Origin of the sequence: Luteitalea sp., assembly GCA_009377605.1 — a bacterium.
In the GTDB taxonomy this organism is placed as follows: domain Bacteria; phylum Acidobacteriota; class Vicinamibacteria; order Vicinamibacterales; family Vicinamibacteraceae; genus WHTT01.
Genome location: WHTT01000011.1, coordinates 1 through 17583, shown reverse-complemented (window position 1 = coordinate 17583; position 17583 = coordinate 1). Strand labels below are relative to the sequence as shown.

General features: G+C 64.7%; 12 protein-coding genes. 9 read left to right on the top strand and 3 right to left on the bottom strand.

Features of this window, described 5'->3' with window-relative positions:
- The first annotated feature begins 31 nt into the window (after positions 1–31).
- A complete protein-coding gene (locus GEV06_05360; protein ID MPZ17326.1) occupies positions 32–2398 on the top strand; it encodes a hypothetical protein in 2367 nt (788 codons plus the stop codon).
- Here the strand turns inward: GEV06_05360 and GEV06_05355 are convergent.
- Genes GEV06_05355 through GEV06_05345 form a run of 3 tightly spaced genes read right to left on the bottom strand, consistent with a single transcriptional unit; the run spans position 2347 to position 5502 of the window.
- A complete protein-coding gene (locus GEV06_05355; GenBank protein ID MPZ17325.1) occupies positions 2347–3150 on the bottom strand; it encodes a response regulator in 804 nt (267 codons plus the stop codon). The two genes, GEV06_05360 and GEV06_05355, sit on opposite strands and share 52 nt — an antisense overlap.
- Positions 3071–4741: a GHKL domain-containing protein gene (locus GEV06_05350; protein ID MPZ17324.1), complete on the bottom strand. Its 1671-nt coding sequence runs from the start codon at positions 4739–4741 to the stop codon at positions 3071–3073. The genes GEV06_05355 and GEV06_05350 overlap by 80 nt, the downstream gene beginning before the upstream one ends.
- On the bottom strand, positions 4738–5502 hold the full coding sequence (locus GEV06_05345; protein ID MPZ17323.1) for a TAXI family TRAP transporter solute-binding subunit: 765 nt from the start codon (positions 5500–5502) through the stop codon (positions 4738–4740). Before GEV06_05345 ends, GEV06_05350 begins: the two co-directional genes overlap by 4 nt.
- A gap of 116 nt (positions 5503–5618) precedes the next feature.
- Here GEV06_05345 and GEV06_05340 point away from each other — a divergent pair, with 116 nt between their 5' ends.
- The 8 genes from GEV06_05340 (at position 5619) to GEV06_05305 (ending at position 17494) form a co-directional block, all read left to right on the top strand.
- A complete protein-coding gene (locus GEV06_05340) occupies positions 5619–6875 on the top strand; it encodes a mandelate racemase/muconate lactonizing enzyme family protein (GenBank protein MPZ17322.1) in 1257 nt (418 codons plus the stop codon).
- A 276-nt stretch (positions 6876–7151) separates the two neighbouring features.
- Positions 7152–10025, top strand: coding sequence for a hypothetical protein (locus GEV06_05335; GenBank protein ID MPZ17321.1), 2874 nt, complete (start codon positions 7152–7154; stop codon positions 10023–10025).
- Positions 10026–10120: 95 nt separating this feature from the next.
- Positions 10121–11791 carry a peptidase dimerization domain-containing protein gene (locus GEV06_05330; GenBank protein MPZ17320.1) on the top strand — a complete coding sequence of 557 codons (1671 nt, stop codon included), beginning with the start codon at positions 10121–10123 and terminating at the stop codon, positions 11789–11791.
- A 68-nt stretch (positions 11792–11859) separates the two neighbouring features.
- Complete coding sequence (locus tag GEV06_05325; protein ID MPZ17319.1) at positions 11860–12069, top strand: hypothetical protein; 210 nt, start codon at positions 11860–11862, stop codon at positions 12067–12069.
- A gap of 485 nt (positions 12070–12554) precedes the next feature.
- Complete coding sequence (locus tag GEV06_05320) at positions 12555–12989, top strand: KTSC domain-containing protein (GenBank protein MPZ17318.1); 435 nt, start codon at positions 12555–12557, stop codon at positions 12987–12989.
- Between the two features lie 533 nt (positions 12990–13522).
- On the top strand, positions 13523–14761 hold the full coding sequence (locus GEV06_05315) for a mandelate racemase/muconate lactonizing enzyme family protein (protein MPZ17317.1): 1239 nt from the start codon (positions 13523–13525) through the stop codon (positions 14759–14761).
- A complete protein-coding gene (locus GEV06_05310; protein MPZ17316.1) occupies positions 14758–16185 on the top strand; it encodes a GntP family permease in 1428 nt (475 codons plus the stop codon). The genes GEV06_05315 and GEV06_05310 overlap by 4 nt, the downstream gene beginning before the upstream one ends.
- Before the next feature lies 1 nt (position 16186).
- On the top strand, positions 16187–17494 hold the full coding sequence (locus tag GEV06_05305; protein MPZ17315.1) for a glucarate dehydratase: 1308 nt from the start codon (positions 16187–16189) through the stop codon (positions 17492–17494).
- Positions 17495–17583: the final 89 nt, after the last annotated feature.

The window sequence follows — 17583 nt, the reverse complement described above, 5'->3', positions numbered from 1 at the left end:
CTTGAAGTGACACTCAGTGGCTGGAGAGAACATGCCGATACGCACTCAACTCGTCACGGTCGCGCTCGCGGTCGCCGCGTCGACCGCATCCGCGGAGCCCTCGATGTGCGGCCTGACGGAGTACACGGCCGCGCCTGGCCTCACGGCGAGCGCCACCGCAGACGCGCTCGTGGTCACGTGGGACGGGGACAATGGTGCCGAGCTGAGGCTACGCTTCGCGATCGAGCGCGGCACACCGACGATACGCGAATTGGCGATTCGTCCCGAAGGGGGCCAGTGGAGGACTTTGGCGCGCGATGTGACGCCGGAGTTTCGCGTGGTCTCCGGTGTGCGGCGCGTGACAGCGCAACAGCTGCGACCGGACTCGCTCGATGCGCTCGGTGTCGAGGTCACACCGGAGATCCTCGACGCCTGGGACGATCAAGACAAGCGGGGGACCGAGTGGGTCAACCTGGCCGCGCGCGGTGGCGGGCTCACCAAAGAGATGATCGATGGTGTCAAGTGGGAGGCTTTCTGGGACGCACCACTCTACGTCGAGGGAAGTGGAGAACGGCCCCCGGGCCACTCGACGTCGGTTCCCCCGTACGAAGGCCTTCACGGCCAGCCCGGGCTGCCACGCCAGCCCGACGAGGTCACCCGCGCCGCGGCCGCCTATCGAGCGGATGGCTGCGAGGTCAAGACCAACGGCGCGCGGCTCGAGATCAGCTTTCCTGGCGTCGAGCTCGGGATCTTTGCCGGCCGGTTGCAGTATGACGTGTTCAAGGGGTCGAACCTGATTCGCCAAGTGGTAATCGCCAAGACCGATCATCCTTCCGCCGCGTTCAAGTACGACGGCGGGCTCAAGGGTCTTCCGATTCAACCGACGTCGCGCGTGGTGTGGCGCGATCTCACCAATCGAGAGCAGGATTATCGGTTTGGCGGCACCGTCAACGAGGCGCCGGCGACGGTGTGGAGCAGCAATCGTCTAATCGCCGCGGAGCTCGAGGGCGGTTCCATTGCCGCGTTCCCACCGCCGCACAGCTTCTACTGGGCACGCGAATCGGAGCAGAACCTGGGCTATAGCTGGTACCGGAAAGACAGCGATTCGAGCTTCTCCTTTGGGATGAGACAGGCGGAGAAGGAAGAGGACCCGGAGTTCTACCACAACTTCGCGCTGTACAGCGCACGCCCGGGCACGTGGCAGCAGATGCCCGTGTTCTTCTACGTCAGCCCTGAGGCAGCTCCAGCGGCGACGGAGTCGGCGCTGGCCTTCACGCACGGGGACCGCTTCAAGCCGCTCCCCGGCTACAAGGTGATGGGCACGCATTATCACGTTGGGATGGTGCGGCGGTTGCGAGAGTTGGGCGGTCTGGACAACCGGCTCAACGACATCGAGGCCGCCAAGGCCGCCGGCATCGACATCTATGGGATCATCGACGGCCCCGGTGGGCGAGGCGAGGAGTCCCTGAAGGGCCTGGCCGCCTACTACGATGCCGCCCGGCGACACTCCGACAAGAACTTCCTGATCATGCCGCACCGCGAGAATACCGGCGTCGACCTGCGTGGACATCACGACCTGCTGTTGTCCAAGCCGGTGTTCTGGCTCCCGAAGCGAGCCGCAGACCAGCCGTTGGTCGAAGAGCATCCCGTCTACGGCCAGGTGTACAACCTCGGGAATGCCGCGGACATGATGGAGATGACCGAGCGCGAGAACGCGCTGATCTTCATGCCTCATCCGCGCTCGAAAGGGTCGACCGGCTTTCCAGACGCCATCAAGCGGGATGCCCATTTCACGCATGAGAACTACCGCGGCATGGGTTATCGCTGGGGTATGGGCGTCGATGCCTCCGAGAAGCGGCTGTGCGAGTATCGCTGCTTGGGTCTGTGGGACGAGCTGAACAACTGGGTGGCCGATCTACCCACGCCGCCGAAGTATCAGCTGGCCATTTCCGAGGCGCGCTCCGATATCGGTGAGCGTGGCAAACCTCCCTACGACGATACGTATGGCATGTCGCCGGTCAACTACGTGAAGCTCGATCAGCTACCAACGGTCGACGACATGAGTCCGATCATCGACGCCTTGAAGCGCCGCGAGTATTTCGTGACGTCGGGTGAAGTGCTGATCCCGTTCTACGCCGTCGAGGGAAGCGGTGACCGGCGCACTATTACGGCGGAGGTCGAGTGGACGTTCCCGCTCGATTTCGTCGAAGTGGTCTGGGGGGACGGGCAGACCGTCGATCGGCAGATCATCTCCACGACGCATCTACCGCCGTTCGGCAAGCACCGCTTCGAGGTCCCCTTCGACGCGTCCGGGAAGAAGTGGGTGCGGTTCGCGGCCTGGGACGTTGCCACCAACGGGGCGCTGGTTCAGCCCATCAAGCTTGGACCAGACGCCTCGCCCGTCACCGTCAGGCAGTAGCCTCCGCCGTGGACCGTCCTCACGAACCGGGGATGCGCTGGATCGATCTCGATCTTCTTGCGGAGTCTGGCGATCGCATGATCGACCGAGCGTGTCGTCGTGGGCGGGTCGAGGTAGCCCCAGATTTCACGGAGCAGCTCGTCCCGGTACACCACGCGCTCTTCGCGCTCAGCGAGGTAGCGGAGCACCTCGAACTCTCGGTGCGTGAGGTGGATTTCGGCGCCTGCATTGGTGGCTCTGAGCGCTTTGAAATCGACGTGAACGTCCCCCAATGCCAGCCGACCAACGACGGTGCGCGTCCGGCGCAAGACCGCGCGGATCCGCGCCAGTAGCTCGTCCACGTCGAAGGGCTTCGTCACGTAGTCATCGGCGCCGAGATTGAGCCCCTTCAGCTTGTCGACGCGTTGCCCGCGCGCCGTCACGATGATAATCGGGACCCTCCCCCCTTCTCGCAGCACGCCGCACAGGTCGAAGCCGCTGCAGCCTGGCAACATGAGATCCAGCAAGACGAGATCCGGAGCAAACGATCGCACGCTGCCAACGGCCGCATGACCGTCGGCCACAGCCTCCACCTGGAACCCCTCGAAGGCGAGGTTGTCTTTCATCACCCTCGCCAGCGCTCGGTCGTCTTCCACGATGAGAATGCGTTTCTGCATGCCCCGTGTCCTGTCTTCACCCCCGAACAGCAGGAAGACTGAAGCGAGCCGCCGTCCCGGTGCCGGCTTCGCTCTCGAGGACGAACCGCCCACCATGGTCGGCAACCACGCGATTGACGATGGCGAGGCCGAGCCCACTGCCGCCAGAGCGGGACAATTGGCCTCTGACGAATTTTCGATGGACGCTCGACAGCTCGTCGCGAGGGATGCCGATGCCACGGTCGCGTACCTCGATGATCACGTGCGAGCCATCGCACCAGACGGCCAGGCGAATCCAGCGCTGCTCGCTCGAGTAGCGGATGGCGTTGTCGACAAGGTTGTCCAGAACCAAGCGCATGGCCGTCCGATCCGCATGCACCAATGGGAGGTCGGTCGGCACGTCGACGTCGAGCTCGAAGTCGCCGTCGACCAGTTGGTGGCGAAACTCCTGCAACACATCGTCGACCAGCTCGGCCGGCGCCTGATGCTCGAACGAGTACACGTCGGTCACGTCGGTGACCCTCGCGTACGCCAAGATGTTGTCCACCAGACGCGTCAGACGCTTTGCCTCCTGGACGAGGAGCTGCGCGTACTCGCGGAGGGCGTCCGGCCCCGTGACCCGTCCACGGATGAGCGTGTGGCCAACGGCCCGAATCGTCGCCAGCGGTGTCTTCAGCTCGTGGGTGACACTGGAGACGAAATCGGAGCGGACCTCAGCCAGCATCACGCTCGCGCGCGCGGCGTAGAATCCAAAGATTAGACTGACACCGAGGCCCGTCGCCGCAGCCGTCATCACCCCGAGCGTCCAGTTGGCGCTGCGTGTGGCCCATACCAGCGTGGGGTCGTTTGCGGAACTCACGCGCACCTGCCACGTACGCACCGCGAGGTCGGCAGGCGGATCCACGGCCGAGGTCGTCGGATCGAAGAACAGCAGGGGGAAAGAGCGTCGTGTGGCGGGCACGGCGTTCGCCGAGCCGGCGATGAGGCTGCCGTGCTCGTCGAGCACCGCCAGGTCGAGGTCGACCCCACGATTGCCGATGCGGGCGACCTCGGCGGTAATCTCGGAGAAATACGAGCGCCGCACCCAACGAAGGTTGACCGTATAGCCGAAGATGCTCTCGAGCCGCTCCCGAAACGGCTCGTCGTACTGCAGTCGAGCGACGACCTGGTACCGTTCCCGCGCGAGGGTGACGTCGAAGACAGAGTACCGGCGGCCGACCTTTGCATCCTGCCGGATGCGGTCGGCGAGCGTCGTCGCCACGGCAGGCTCGGTCACGAGGACCACGGGGTACCGGTCCGCGCGAAGCTCCTTGGGCATCCACGCTGGAGGACGATCGGCTCGATTGAAGAAGACCATCGACTGGTCCGACCCCTCGTGCCATTCGAAGAACGATTCCGGGTACGGGTACCGCGCAAAGGCAGCCGCGACATGGTCGCTGATGTCAGTCAGGGAAGTGACAGACAGCGGGTTCCAGTCACGGCTCGCGAGCACGAGCGCCTGTGCGCCCCGCATGTCGCGCGTCAGCGCGGTGACCAGCAGCTCGGCACTCTCCTCCGCGCGCCGCTCGACCAATCGTGCTGAGCTACGCTGCCACTCGCGCGTGGCGCGATAGCCGACGACGGCCAGTGTGACGAGCGCGATCGCGACGGCGATCGCCACACCCACCATGAGCCGCTGTCGCCACGCGGTCAGCCAGTCGCGCTTCATCGGAACAGCTCGCGCTCTCGGTAGTAGCGTGCAGCGCCGTCGTGCAGAGGAATCGGCGTGGCGGGCGCCCGTGCGAGATCCAACCGCCGCAACGCCCGGACACGGGTCGCGAGCTCTGGCAGGGCGGCGAAGAAGGTCTTGGTCAGTCGATAGACGAGCGTTTCGTCGAGCTCGACGTTGCAGGCCAGGACCGTATGGATGCCGACGGTGTGCACGGCGCGGCGAAGACTGGGGTATGTCTCCGACGGGATGAGAACGGCGCGCAAGAACGGGTAGGTCGCCCGGAGCCGCTCGACCACGGGACCGCTGACCTCCAACAGGTCGGCGCCGGCGTGGGTCGCCAGGCGCACCGACTCGACCGGGTAAGCCGCGCTGACGAATGCGGCATCCACCGCGCCCCGGCTCACCTGGTGGGCCGCGTCGAGGAATGGGAGGTGCTTGCCATGAACGTCCGCGCCGCCGCTCGGCACCACCGCGAACGACAGATCCGGTATCGCCTTCGAGTACGTGGTCACCAGCGCAGCGCCGAGTGGATTGAAGAACCCGCCGGGCCAGCCGGTCGTCAAGCGGATGGTGCGCCGCTCAGGACCTTCCTTCGCCGCGCCGCTACACCCACTACCGACCGCCCAAGACAGAAGGACCAGTGACGCTGCGACGCCAGAGCCCCAACGCTTGCGCAGCACCAATCTCACACGCTCGGCCGAGACGCACCACGCCTGCGGCATGCAATCCTTTGGACCAAGTAGGGAAACGGCGTGCATGCTATCACGGCACTATGCTCGCCGTGACACGAAATCCGTGCGGATCGATCTGGTGCGCCGACGCTGAGACAACTTGCGACATCCTCGGGGACGGTCTGTGGCGGTAAACTGTGCCGATGAGAATCAATCGGCGCAGCCTCCTGGCGGGTCTCTCGGCGGGCGTGTCCGCAACGGCTCTCGGCGTCCGTTCCTCCTCGGCGTGGTTGCTGCCTCAGGCCGAGGAGCGAGTCGTTCCAGATTACGAAACGCCACTCTTCGATCTTCGCCGGCGTGTCGATGCACCGGTCAAGATCGAGTCCATCGAGCTCCTCAAGAACGGGAGCCACTACTTCGTCCGGACGCGCTCAACCGATGGCGCGGTGGGAGTGTGCAAGACCAAGCAGGTCGCGGACTACGTGCCGATCCTGCTCAATCTGGTGGCACCGTTCTTCCTCGGCAAGGATGCACGCGATCTCGAGACGCTGATCGATGGCGTCTATATCCAAAACTACAAGCTGGCCGGCCAAGCCTTGTGGTGCCCGGTGGCGTATGTGGAGCAGAGCCTGTTCGACCTCCTTGGAAAGACGGCCAGCAAGCCGATCGGCGAGCTGATGGGCGGAGTCATCCGCAAGGAGATTCCCGTGTATCTCTCCGGCTCGGGGCGGGACACCACGGCAGAGGAAGAGGTGGACGTATACGTTCGCGGTGTCGAGCACACGGGCGCAAAGGCAGTCAAGTTCAAGATCGGTGGGCGGATGAGCCGCAACCTCGATGCCTATCCAGACCGCACCGAGACAATGATGGCGCTCGCCCGAAAGCGCCTTGGCGACGACATCGACATCTACACCGACGCGAATGGCTCGTACAACGCCGCCAAGGCGATCGAGATCGGTCACATGCTGGAGGATCTCGGCGTCGGATTCTTCGAAGAGCCGTGCCCGTGGGAAGAGCTGAGCGAGACGAAGCAGGTGGCCGACGCTCTGACAATGCAGGTGGCCGCCGGCGAGCAGGATGCCAGCCTGTGGCGGTTTCAGTGGATGATGGAAAATGGCGTGATGGACATTGTCCAGCCCGATCTCAATTACAACGGCGGCTTCATTCGGGCGGCGCGCGTGGCGCGGATGGCCCGTCGGTTCGAGATGCGGATCGTGCCGCACAACACGCAGACGGGCGCAACCGCCGTCAACATTCTCCAGTTCGCCTCGGCGATTCCCAATATCGGCGCCTACATGGAGTTTCCCTGGCGAGCGCCACGGAAACCCGAGTCCTGGTACTCACCGCATTTCGAGATCCACAACGGGACGGTCAAGGTCCCAACCGGTCCGGGGTTGGGAGTAGAGATAGACGCTGACTTCCTGGCCAAAGCTGAGACAGTTGGACCCTGCCCGTCATGAGCCGCCCGTTCCGGAACGAGTTGACGCGCATCGACGCAACTGCCCGGTCATGTCGTGCCTCGGGACCGACGTTATTCACGCGTCTGGATCCCGCTCAGACAGAAATGTATCCTCGCAACGTTAGCCCTTCATGGTCTCTCTCGCGCGTAACTCGCATCGCGTCACAGCCTTAGTTCTCGTGCACACCGTCGAGTGACACCTGGAGCCGATCTTGCTCCTCCACACGTAATTTGCCGGCGGCGCGCCCAGCAAGGCGTCGCCGATTGAGGAGGAGGGATGATCTGCTTGACTCACGTCCGAGTAGGGGTGTGTCTCGTTGTTCTGTGCACGGTGCTGGCGGAAAAGGTGGAGGCGCAGTCGGCCGGCGCCACCACGGCGGCAATCGATGGAAGGGTGACCGACGAAAGCAGCGCTGCGCTACCCGGTGCCCTGGTCACGGCTACCAGCCCGGTTCTGCAGGGTGAGCGAACCGTGGTGACGAACGAGGGCGGCGCGTATCGACTGCCTCAATTGCCGCCTGGTGACTATACGTTGACCTACCAGCTGCAAGGCTTCGCGACGCTTGTGCGTGAGCGGCAGCGCCTGGGCGTCGGGTTCAACGCCACCATTGATGTGCAGATGCAGATCTCGACGCTCGAGGAGACGCTGACCGTGACCGGCGAGGCGCCGGTCGTCGACCAGCGGGCGTCGCGAATCGTGACCAACTTCGACGCCGAGAAGCTCAGCTCCCTGCCGAACGCGCGTGACCTGTGGTCAATCCTGGGAGCCTCACCTGCCGTCCAGCTCCAGCGCGTCGATGTCGGCGGCAGCGCCGCAGGCACGCAAACACCGTACGCGGCGTACGACACCAAGACTGATCAGCATCGGCCCATGGTCGAAGGCATGGTCATGACGGAAGGAACCGGTGCAGCCGGCTTCTACTACGACTACGGCTCCTTCGAGGAGGTCTCGGTAGGAACCGGCTCGCACAGCGCGGAGATGGGATGGCCCGGCGTCGCCAGCGCCTTCGTCTCGAAGTCGGGCGGCAACGCGTATCACGGACGCGTCTATGTCGACTACCAGACCGAGGGTGTGCAGGCCACCAACATCGACGACAGCCAGATTGCCCGGGGTATCCAGGGCGGCGGCGGCCTCGACGCCCAAGACACGAACCGCTTGAATCGGTACTACGATGTGAATGCCGACGTAGGTGGGTACATCCAGAAAGACAAGCTGTGGTGGTACTCGTCGGTGCGCAATCAGCAGATCGACGTGCGGTACCCGAACTTTCCCGCAGACATCTTCACCACCAAGCTCCACAACGTCACGGGCAAGGCCACCTACACGCTGAGCCCGAACAATAAGATCGTCGCCTACACGCAGTGGGGCCGCAAACAGCAACCGAACCGGCTCGACACCTATCTCATTGGCTCCAGCGCCGCGATCCATACGACCGCTGACTCCACGTGGAATCAGAAGTATTGGGGAGGCGTGTGGAAGGTCGACTGGAACTCCGTGCTGAACGATCTCGGCTTCCTCGAGCTGCGTGCCGGGCAGTTCGCCTACGACTGGCCGAACCACCGGAACAGCGACGCCCCTTCGATCCAGGACACCGGCAACAACCTGATATATGGCGCCAACCGAGAATGGGCGCTGAACCGACGGCGCCCCCAAGTGCACGGGGCGCTCAGCCTGTTCAAGAACGGCTGGGTCGGGTCGCACAACTTCAAGATGGGCGGTGAAGTATTCCGAGAGACCTCGGAGGCCATCCGCGGCCAGCCAGGCGCCTCCGACCCATCTGGCTTCCCCGGCGATGTCCTGCAGCGGCTGAACAACGGTGAGCCGACGGAAGTGTATTTGTTCGGCGCGCCGACGGAGTCGATCAACGGGCTCTGGACGTATGCGTCGTACCTGAACGACACGTGGCAGCCCACCAATCGCATGACGCTCAATCTCGGCCTGCGATACGAACGCTATCGCAGCTTCCTGCCTGCCCAGCAGCGGCTCCCGGGACGCTTCTTCACCGAGACGCTGGACTTCTCCGCCGTCGAGGATGTCCTCACGTGGAACCTGTGGTCACCGCGCGTCGGCGTCAATTTCGACCTCTTCGGCGATGGGAAAACGCTCGTCAAGGTGAACTACGGGCAGTATTGGTGGAACCCGGGCACTGGTTTAGCGAGCGATGTCAACACGAACTCGCCCGACTGGTTCCGTCGATACGCCTGGGCCGACCCGAACGGCAGCGGCCTCTGGGAACCAGGCGAAGAGGGCACGCTTCTGCAGTCCTCGGGCGGTGAGGCATCGACCAGCCTCGATCCGAATCTCGACGACACCTACACACGTGAGGTCGCCGCCTGGCTCGAGCGCGAGATTGCCGCCAACTTCGGCCTGCGCACCGGTGTGGTGTACCGCCGCATTGGCAATCAATATCAGCAGAACAACGTGAACAGACCGCTCTCGGCCTACAATGTGCCGGTCACCGTTCAGGACCCTGGTCCCGACGGTGATAGCCGCACGCCGGACGACGAGGGTACGTTCCAGGCGTTCGATCTCAGCGCGGCGGCCCTGGAGCTGCCAACCGTGGATCGCACGGAGAACGTCGACGGCATCAGTGAGTTCTGGACGTGGGAGCTGAGCGCGACGCGCCGCCTCTCGGGCCGTTGGTCGATGATTGCCGCCTTCTCGTACCGCTGGAACTACGACTTCGACGATGGCTACTTCGGGAACACACTGCGGTCGGAGACCCTGCCGACGACGCCGACCGACTTGATCAACACGGACGAGGGGCGGTTCAATTTCCAGACGTGGGCCTTCAAGCTCAATGGCACGTACGATGGTCCCTGGGATCTGCGCTTTTCGCCCAGCTACCGCTATCAATCCGGCCAGCCCTTCGGTCGTACGTTTGAGGTGGCGCTGAACTACGGAAACCAGCGCATTCTGGCCGAGCCCATCGACACCCAGCGTCAGGACTCGATCAACTTGATCGACCTGCGAGTCGAAAAGGCAATCACGCTGGTGGGCGCACGCTTGACGGCACTGATCGATTTGTACAACATCACCAACACCAACACGGAGCAGAACATCAACTGGAATTCCGGCACGCGTTACTTGTTCCCGTCGAACATCGTCGGACCGCGTATCGTACGGTTCGGGGTCAAGTTCGACTGGTAACGGCGCGCCCAAGGTATACATCAATGTATGTCGCGCCGTACGAGAAGAATGTCGGCAAACGTCACGAGGGAGGACCTTCGATGCGTCGAGTAAGGATGAGCCACCGGACCGTGTGGCTTGCTGGGCTAATCACGCTGAGCGTGGGAGGCGCCGTCCCACAGGCAGGACAGCAGGCGCCCTCTGAGACTTCAGCAAAGACAAGCGTCGATCCACGCGTGGCCACGCTCAAGGAGGCTGTGGCAGACGATATCCGCTCGCAGGCCATGTACGACCTCGGGCAACAGATGGTCGACATGGTCTTCAGCTTCGGGGAGCTCGGCTTCCAGGAGTTCGAGACCCAGAAGTACCTCACGGGCATCCTCGAAGAGCATGGCTTTACCATCGAGACCGGGGTTGCCGGGATTCCTTCGGCGTGGGTGGCACGTTGGGGCTCTGGAAAGCCCGTGCTTGCCATGGGATCGGATGTCGACGGCATCCCGCAAGCGTCACAGAAGCCTGGTGTCGCCTATCGCGATCCCCTCATCGACGGCGCGCCCGGCCATGGCGAAGGGCACAATTCCGGCACGCCGGTCAACATCGTGGCCGCGATTGCCGTGAAGCGGATCATGGAGCGCGAGAACATCCCGGGCACGCTGATGATCTGGCCCGGCATCGCCGAGGAGCAGCTCGGCACGAAGGCGTATTACGTCCGCGCTGGCCTGTTCAAGGATGTCGACGTCGTGCTCTACAACCACGTGGGCACCAACTTGACCACGGATTGGGGCGACAGCAGCGGCAACGGTCTCGTCTCCGTGGAGTACGCCTTCGAAGGGGAGACGGCGCACGGTGCCGGCGCGCCGTGGCGAGGCCGATCGGCGCTCGACGCCGTAGAGCTGATGAACACGGGATGGAACTATCGCCGCGAGCACCTCCGGCTGCAACAGCGGTCGCACTACGTCATCACCGACGGCGGCGACCAGCCCAACGTCGTCCCGCGCACGGCCTCGGTCTGGTACTTCTTCCGCGAGACGAGTTTCGACGGCATCAAGAACCTGTGGGAGGTCGGCGACAAGATGGCGGAAGGTGCGGCGCTCATGACCGGGACGACGTGGTCGTCGCGGGTTCTGGGCTCGGCGTGGCCACGGCACATGAACCGCCCTGTGGCCGAGGCCACGTATGCCAACATCAAGGCAGTCGGCTTACCGAAATGGAGCGACGCGGACGTCACGCTGGCCAAGGCGAGCCAGCGTGAGCTCGGTGTGCCGGAGGATGGGCTCGAGACCGAGCTGTCGGAGCTCGAGGGCGAGGAAGAGATTCCAGACGACGACAAGCGCGGCGGCGGATCCGATGATATCGGCGATATCTCCTGGACGTTGCCGACCGTGTCGCTCCGCTTCCCCGCAAACTTCAAGGCCGGCCCGGGCCACAACTGGGCGAATGCCATCGCGATGGCGACGCCGATCGCCCACAAGGGCGTCAATACGGGAGCGCAGGTCCAAGCCATGACTGTGCTGGATCTGTTGCTGCGTCCCGAGCTGGTGGAGCAGGCGTGGGAGTACTTCGAGGACGTACAGACGAAGACACGAAAGTACGAGCCGCTGATTCGTGCCGAAGATCAGCCGGCCGTCCACCTCAACAAGGCGATCATGGACCGCTATCGCCCGGAGATGCGCAAGCATTACTTCGATCCCACCAAGTACAAGACGTATCTCGAGCAGCTGGGGATTACGTATCCGACGGTCCGGACCGACTCGACGTCACCCGGAAACGAGGCCGTGAGTCGGTAGACATGGGCGTTTTCCCTGGCGAAGAGGGGGAGTCGAGATGAGATAGAATTGAAGCGCTGGAGCGTTCCATGAAGACCGCTAAGGAAGAAGTAGGAAGCCTGCTCGAGCACCTTCCCGAGAGTGCGTCACTGGAAGATATTCAGTACCACATCTACGTCCGTCAGAAGGTTCAAAGGGGCCTGGATGCCGAAGCAGTGGGCAAGATCCTTTCCCAGGCCGAGATCGAGCGACGGATGGCTCAACTGGTTCACGGAGCGACGCGCATCCGTCGCCTCTGAGCCTGCCAGCTTGCCGTCCCCCAGTTTTTGTCGGCCCTCCCAAACATTTGAGTGCGGGCCTGTGTGGAGTCGGTGAACAGGACCGGCTACGCGCGGGTGGGCGGAGCCGCCGGCGTGTCGTGCTGACGGGTGCCGCGCGCCCCGGTCGGCCGCGTGGAAAAACCACGCGCGGCGCTCCTGTGTCACGACCTGCCGAGCTCCGTGAGCTCGGCGGCGGTCTGGCGCCGCGCGTAGTTTTACCCCCTCATGCGGATCACGCGGCCTCCAACGGGGCGGCGCGGGCACGCGGCAGCACGCCCCGCCGCCGCTGCCTCGATGCACCATCGCACGCATCGTGCGCGTGACATGTCGTCGCAGTTGTGGACGTGGTGCGACATGCCACATCCCACGCCTCGACGACTCGCCGGTCGTTGACGGAAGCTCCTTGCGCAACTCGCGAGACTGGGGCCGGTCCTGCGCGCGTCGCTGATCGAGCGCTTCACCCAATGCGGGAAACCCGGCTGGTCGCATCACGGCAGTATGCGAACGACACCACGCGCGACCTCGCGTTCCGCAGCGGCGCGAGGTACCGATATTTCCGCGTTTCCCCCACGATCGTCGAAGGCTTGGTCGCCGCCGCGTCGAAGGGACGCGACTGCAACCGCCACATCCGACGCCGCTTTCGCGACCAACGCGTGGCCTGCCCCATCACGTCGCTCGCACGCCGAGCAATCTCACCTCACGTGTCCACATCACACCGGGCGCCTCCGGGTGGTCTTCGGCGACCTCACCGCGCAGTGGCGCTCAGTGTTTCCGGAGGGATGGAGACAAATTGGAGGGGCGGCAAGACACGTGCGCCGCGCTGGGGGGCAGCGCCGGCAGGCGTGATCGCGGGGGCCGTGCCGCCCCGTTGGAGGCCGCGTGATCCGCGAAGGGGGTAACACCACGGGCGGGGCCAGGCGGCCGCCGAGCTCACGGAGCTCGGCGGGTCGCCCACACGTGAGCGCCGCACGTGGTGTTTCCACGCGGCCGACCGGGGCGGCACGGCCCCCGCGATCACGCTTGCCGGCGGCACCGGCGCACGCGCGACGCTGGCTGGCGAGCGCCGTCGTACGCGTGTGCTTTCATTTCGGCGCCGCCTCTGTTTTACTCCGCATGGGCGGAACTCGACGCTTCACGGAGGGTGGAGAAAAACTGGGGGCAGCAAGGACGGAAGACTGGCCAACCGCTGTCTTTGGTTGATGATACCGTGCCCCGGCGCCAACGCCGAGGCGGCGGAAGGTGACTGGTCTGAGAGGCGCGTGGAGATGTCTTTGACATTCTCCCGCTAAGCCTGCCAGGCATTGTCAGGAAGACGCTATCCCTGTATCGTGGCGTCCGTAAAAGTTACCCGGTCCCCTTCTCTTCGTTCTAGGCCGATCCCTTTCTGCCGAGGACAGAGAAGAGGAACCAGTGACCCTTTGCGGACGTCGCGATGAAAATCACCCGGGTTGACGCGCTCCTCATGTCCTGCCCGCTGCCGGAGCCCCTCCGGCTCCCCTTCCATGGCGGTGAGCGGACGATTCTAAAACGTGACGCGATGCTCATCCGCATCGCCACGGAGGTCGGCCTTCACGGATACGCACCCGGACCAGCGCACGAAGAAGCCGCCACGCACATCCGTGAGCACATCGCGCCGTTTCTCGACGGCCGCGACCCGCGGAGATGGCGCGAGCTCCGGTTCACCGCCAGCCCAGAGATCCAAAAGACGTATCACGCCGTCGAGATTGCGCTCCTCGATCTCGCGGCCCGCTTCGAGGGATGCCCGTTGTCCGAGATCGCGGGCGGCCGCCAGCGTCACGCCATCAAGCTGTATGGCAGCGCCGGGATGTACATGCCGCCAGAAGCGTACGCCGAGGAGGCAGTCGCCATTCAGGCGCAAGGTTTCCTCGCCTACAAGATGCGCCCCGCACTCGGTCCCGATGGCGACCTGGAAGCCCTGGCTCGAATGCGGGCGGCGACTGGTCCGAGCTTCGGCCTCATGATTGACGCGCATTCATGGTGGCGGATGGGTGATCGCAGCTACACGCGCGACATGGTCGCCAGCCTCGCACGCGAGATGGAGCCGCACGGACCCGCCTGGCTCGAAGAGCCATTGCCGCCGGACGATCATGACACCTATCGATGGCTCAGGCACCACACGGGTCTTCCAATCGCCACCGGTGAGCACGAGCAAGCCACGGAAGGCCTGCTCGACGTCATCGAGACCGGCGCCGCCGATATCATTCAGATGGACGTGTGCTGTCAGGGCGGCCTTCCCGCCTTCCAGGCGGTGTCGCGCGCAGCGAACGCGCATGGACGGCGCGTCGCGTTCCACAGTTGGGGAACGATGCTCGAAGTCCTGGTGGCGGCGCATCTCGGCGTCTGCTGGCCCGAGCAGGTCGTCGAGTGGCTCGAGCATCCGTGCTATACGAGCGCCCTGCGAGCCGGCATGTATCCCTTCCCCGCCGCTGACGAGATCCTCTCGGAGCCGCTCGCCATAGAGGCTGGCTATTTGCGCGTGCCGGACCGGCCGGGGCTCGGCATCGACGTCGACGAGACGGTCGTCGACCGCTATCCGTTCATTCCGGGGCCATGGTCGATCTTCCGGATCGACTCACCACCCTCGACTGTCGCGGTGGTCGGTGATCACAGCGTGAAGTGGGTGGAAGCGAAGCCGGGAGCCTCGGCGTGACGATCGACCCGCTCCTGCTCGCGCTGGTCGGCGTGCTCATCGTCGTCACCGCGATTCTGTGGCTGCGGCTCGAAGCGTTCCTCGCTCTCATCGCCGCTGCGCTATGTGTCGGCCTGCTGACGCCACCCGAAGCCATCGAGCGCGCGGCGCTGGCGCGTAACGTGCCCGCAGACGAGGCGTCGAGTCTGGCGCGGCAACCGGCAGGTGAGCGCGTCGCCCGCGCGTTCGGATCGACGGCGGCCAGTACGGGCATCCTCATCGGCCTGGCCGCCGTCATCGGCCGCGCATTGCTCGACAGCGGCGGCGCCGACCGCATCGTGCGCTCGCTGATGGCGCTCGTCGGCCACGCACGGGCCCCGCTGGCGTTCTCGGCGTCCGGATTTCTCCTTGCGATTCCGGTCTTCTTCGATACGGTGTTCTACCTGATGATTCCGATCGGCAAGGCGCTGGCCTTACGGACTCGCGAGCGATACGGGCTCTACGTCATGACGATCGCGGGCGGCGCGACCATTGCGCACTCCCTCGTTCCCCCGACGCCGGGCCCCCTGTTCGTGGCCAGCGCGCTCGATGTCGACGTGGGACAGATGATGGTCGTCGGCATGGCGTTGGGCCTGGTGGCCACCGTGGCCGGCGGGAGCTACGCCTACCTGGTGGATCGGCACTGGCCGGTACCGTTGCGGGACAGCTCAGAGATGCCGCTGGACAGTCTGAAGACGTTAGCCAATCGCGACATTGCCGAGCTGCCCTCCCTTTGGGCGTCGCTTCTGCCTATCGCGCTGCCGATCGTCCTCATCGGCGGCACCACCCTGGTGGATGGCGAGACCGGCGGGCCGCTCGGCGGCCTGCTCGAACGCGTTCTCCGCGAAGTGGGAGACAAGCACGTCGCGCTCGCGCTCGCCACCGTGATCGCCCTGATTCTGCTGGCGCGCCATGGCAAGGGCAGAGCAGAGTCTGCGCGGACGCTGCAGACCGCCCTGGCGGGCGCCGGCTCGATCGTCCTCGTGACGTCGGCGGGCGGTGCGTTTGGCGGGATCTTGCAGCAGACCGGCGTCGGCGAGGCGCTCCGCTCGCTGACAGCGACGGCAGAGATCGGCATCCTGCCGTTCGCGTTCCTGCTCACGGCGCTGCTCAGAACGGCGCAGGGCTCGGCGACGGTTGCACAGATTTCCGCTGTGGGAATCGTTGGGGCACTGGCCTCGCCTGGGGCGCTCGGATTCCATCCCGTCTATCTCGCGGCAGCCATTGGCTTTGGGTCCAAGCCGTTCTCGTGGATGAACGACAGCGGGTTCTGGGTGGTCTCTCGCATGAGCGGGATGACGACAACCGAGACACTGCGTAACTTCTCCGGTCAGCTGGCGGTCATGGGCGTCGCGGGGCTCATCGCGACGATGATCGCGGCCGCGCTCTTTCCCGCTCTTTCGTGATATGCGCATTGTCGATTTCCGGATCCATTCGATTGCCATCGCCGATCCACCGCTTCGCAGCTCGTACGGCTTGCATGCGCCGTATGCCTTGCGGACGATCCTCGAGATCGAGAGTGACGAAGGCGGCGTCGGCATCAGTGAGACGCACGGCGGCGAGACCATCGCCCGTCAGTTCGCGGACCTTCGGCCGCGCATCGTGGGTGCCGATCCGTTCCGGCTGACCGCCGCACTGATGCCGCTCGTCGACCCCACCTCTTCTGCCAAGGGAGATCGCTCGCAGACCCTTCTCGTCCCCGGCGAAAATCCCATGGACGCGGCAACTCGCCTCTACTCGGCCGTGGAAATCGCATGCCTCGATCTCATCGGCAAGTCGATCGGCCGTCCAGTGTGTGACCTGCTCGGTGGGCGCGTACGGAGTGAGGTGCCCTTCTCGGCGTATCTGTTCTACAAGCATGCCGGCGGCGGCGGCGAGGCCGACGATGTGCGTGAGGATGAGTACGGGGAAGCCCTGGATCCCGACGCCATCGTCCGGCAGGCGCGACAGATGATGCACGGTTACGGCTTCACATCTGTGAAGCTCAAGGGTGGCGTCCTCGAGCCGGAGGCCGAGATCGACAGCATACGGGAGCTGCGCCGTGCGCTCGGCTCCGCCGCGCCGCTGCGCATCGACCCGAATTGCGCCTGGTCGGTGGGGCGTTCTATCGAGATCGGTGCCGCGCTCGCCGCCGAGCTGAGCGGCGAGGGCTATCTCGAGGATCCCACGAGCGGCCTCGACGGGATGGCGGCGGTGCGCGGTGGGCTCATCGCCCGCGGCGTGCAGATCCCGCTCGCCAGCAATGTCGCGGTGACATCGCTGGCCGACCTGCCGGGCACGATCGAGCGAGACGCTGTTCAAATCGTGCTCTGCGATCCGCATTACTGGGGCGGCCTCCGCCAGATCCAACATCTGGCGCAGGTGTGCCAGACGTTTGGTCTCGGCCTGTCAATGCACTCCAACAGCCATCTCGGCGTATCGTTGATGGCCATGGCGCATGCCGCCGCCGTCGCGCCGCGCCTGACGTATGCGTGCGACACGCATTACCCATGGCAGCACGAAGCGGACGAGGTCGTGCAGGGCGGTCGCATTCCCATCCGCAACGGATGTGTGGCGGTGGGCGACAAGCCCGGCCTCGGCATCGAGCTGGATCAGGATCAACTGGCGCGCGGTAAGGAGCGCTATCGCAGATGCGCGTATCGCAAGCGCGACGATGAAGCGGAGATGCGGAAGCACGTGGATCCGGCATGGTCGCGCGTCTTGCCGCGGTGGTGAGAAACGGGGACAGCCCCCGTTTTCCACGATACGAAAAACGGGGGCTGTCCCACTGCTGTCCGGTTGACACTTACCGTCTCGGCCGCAAC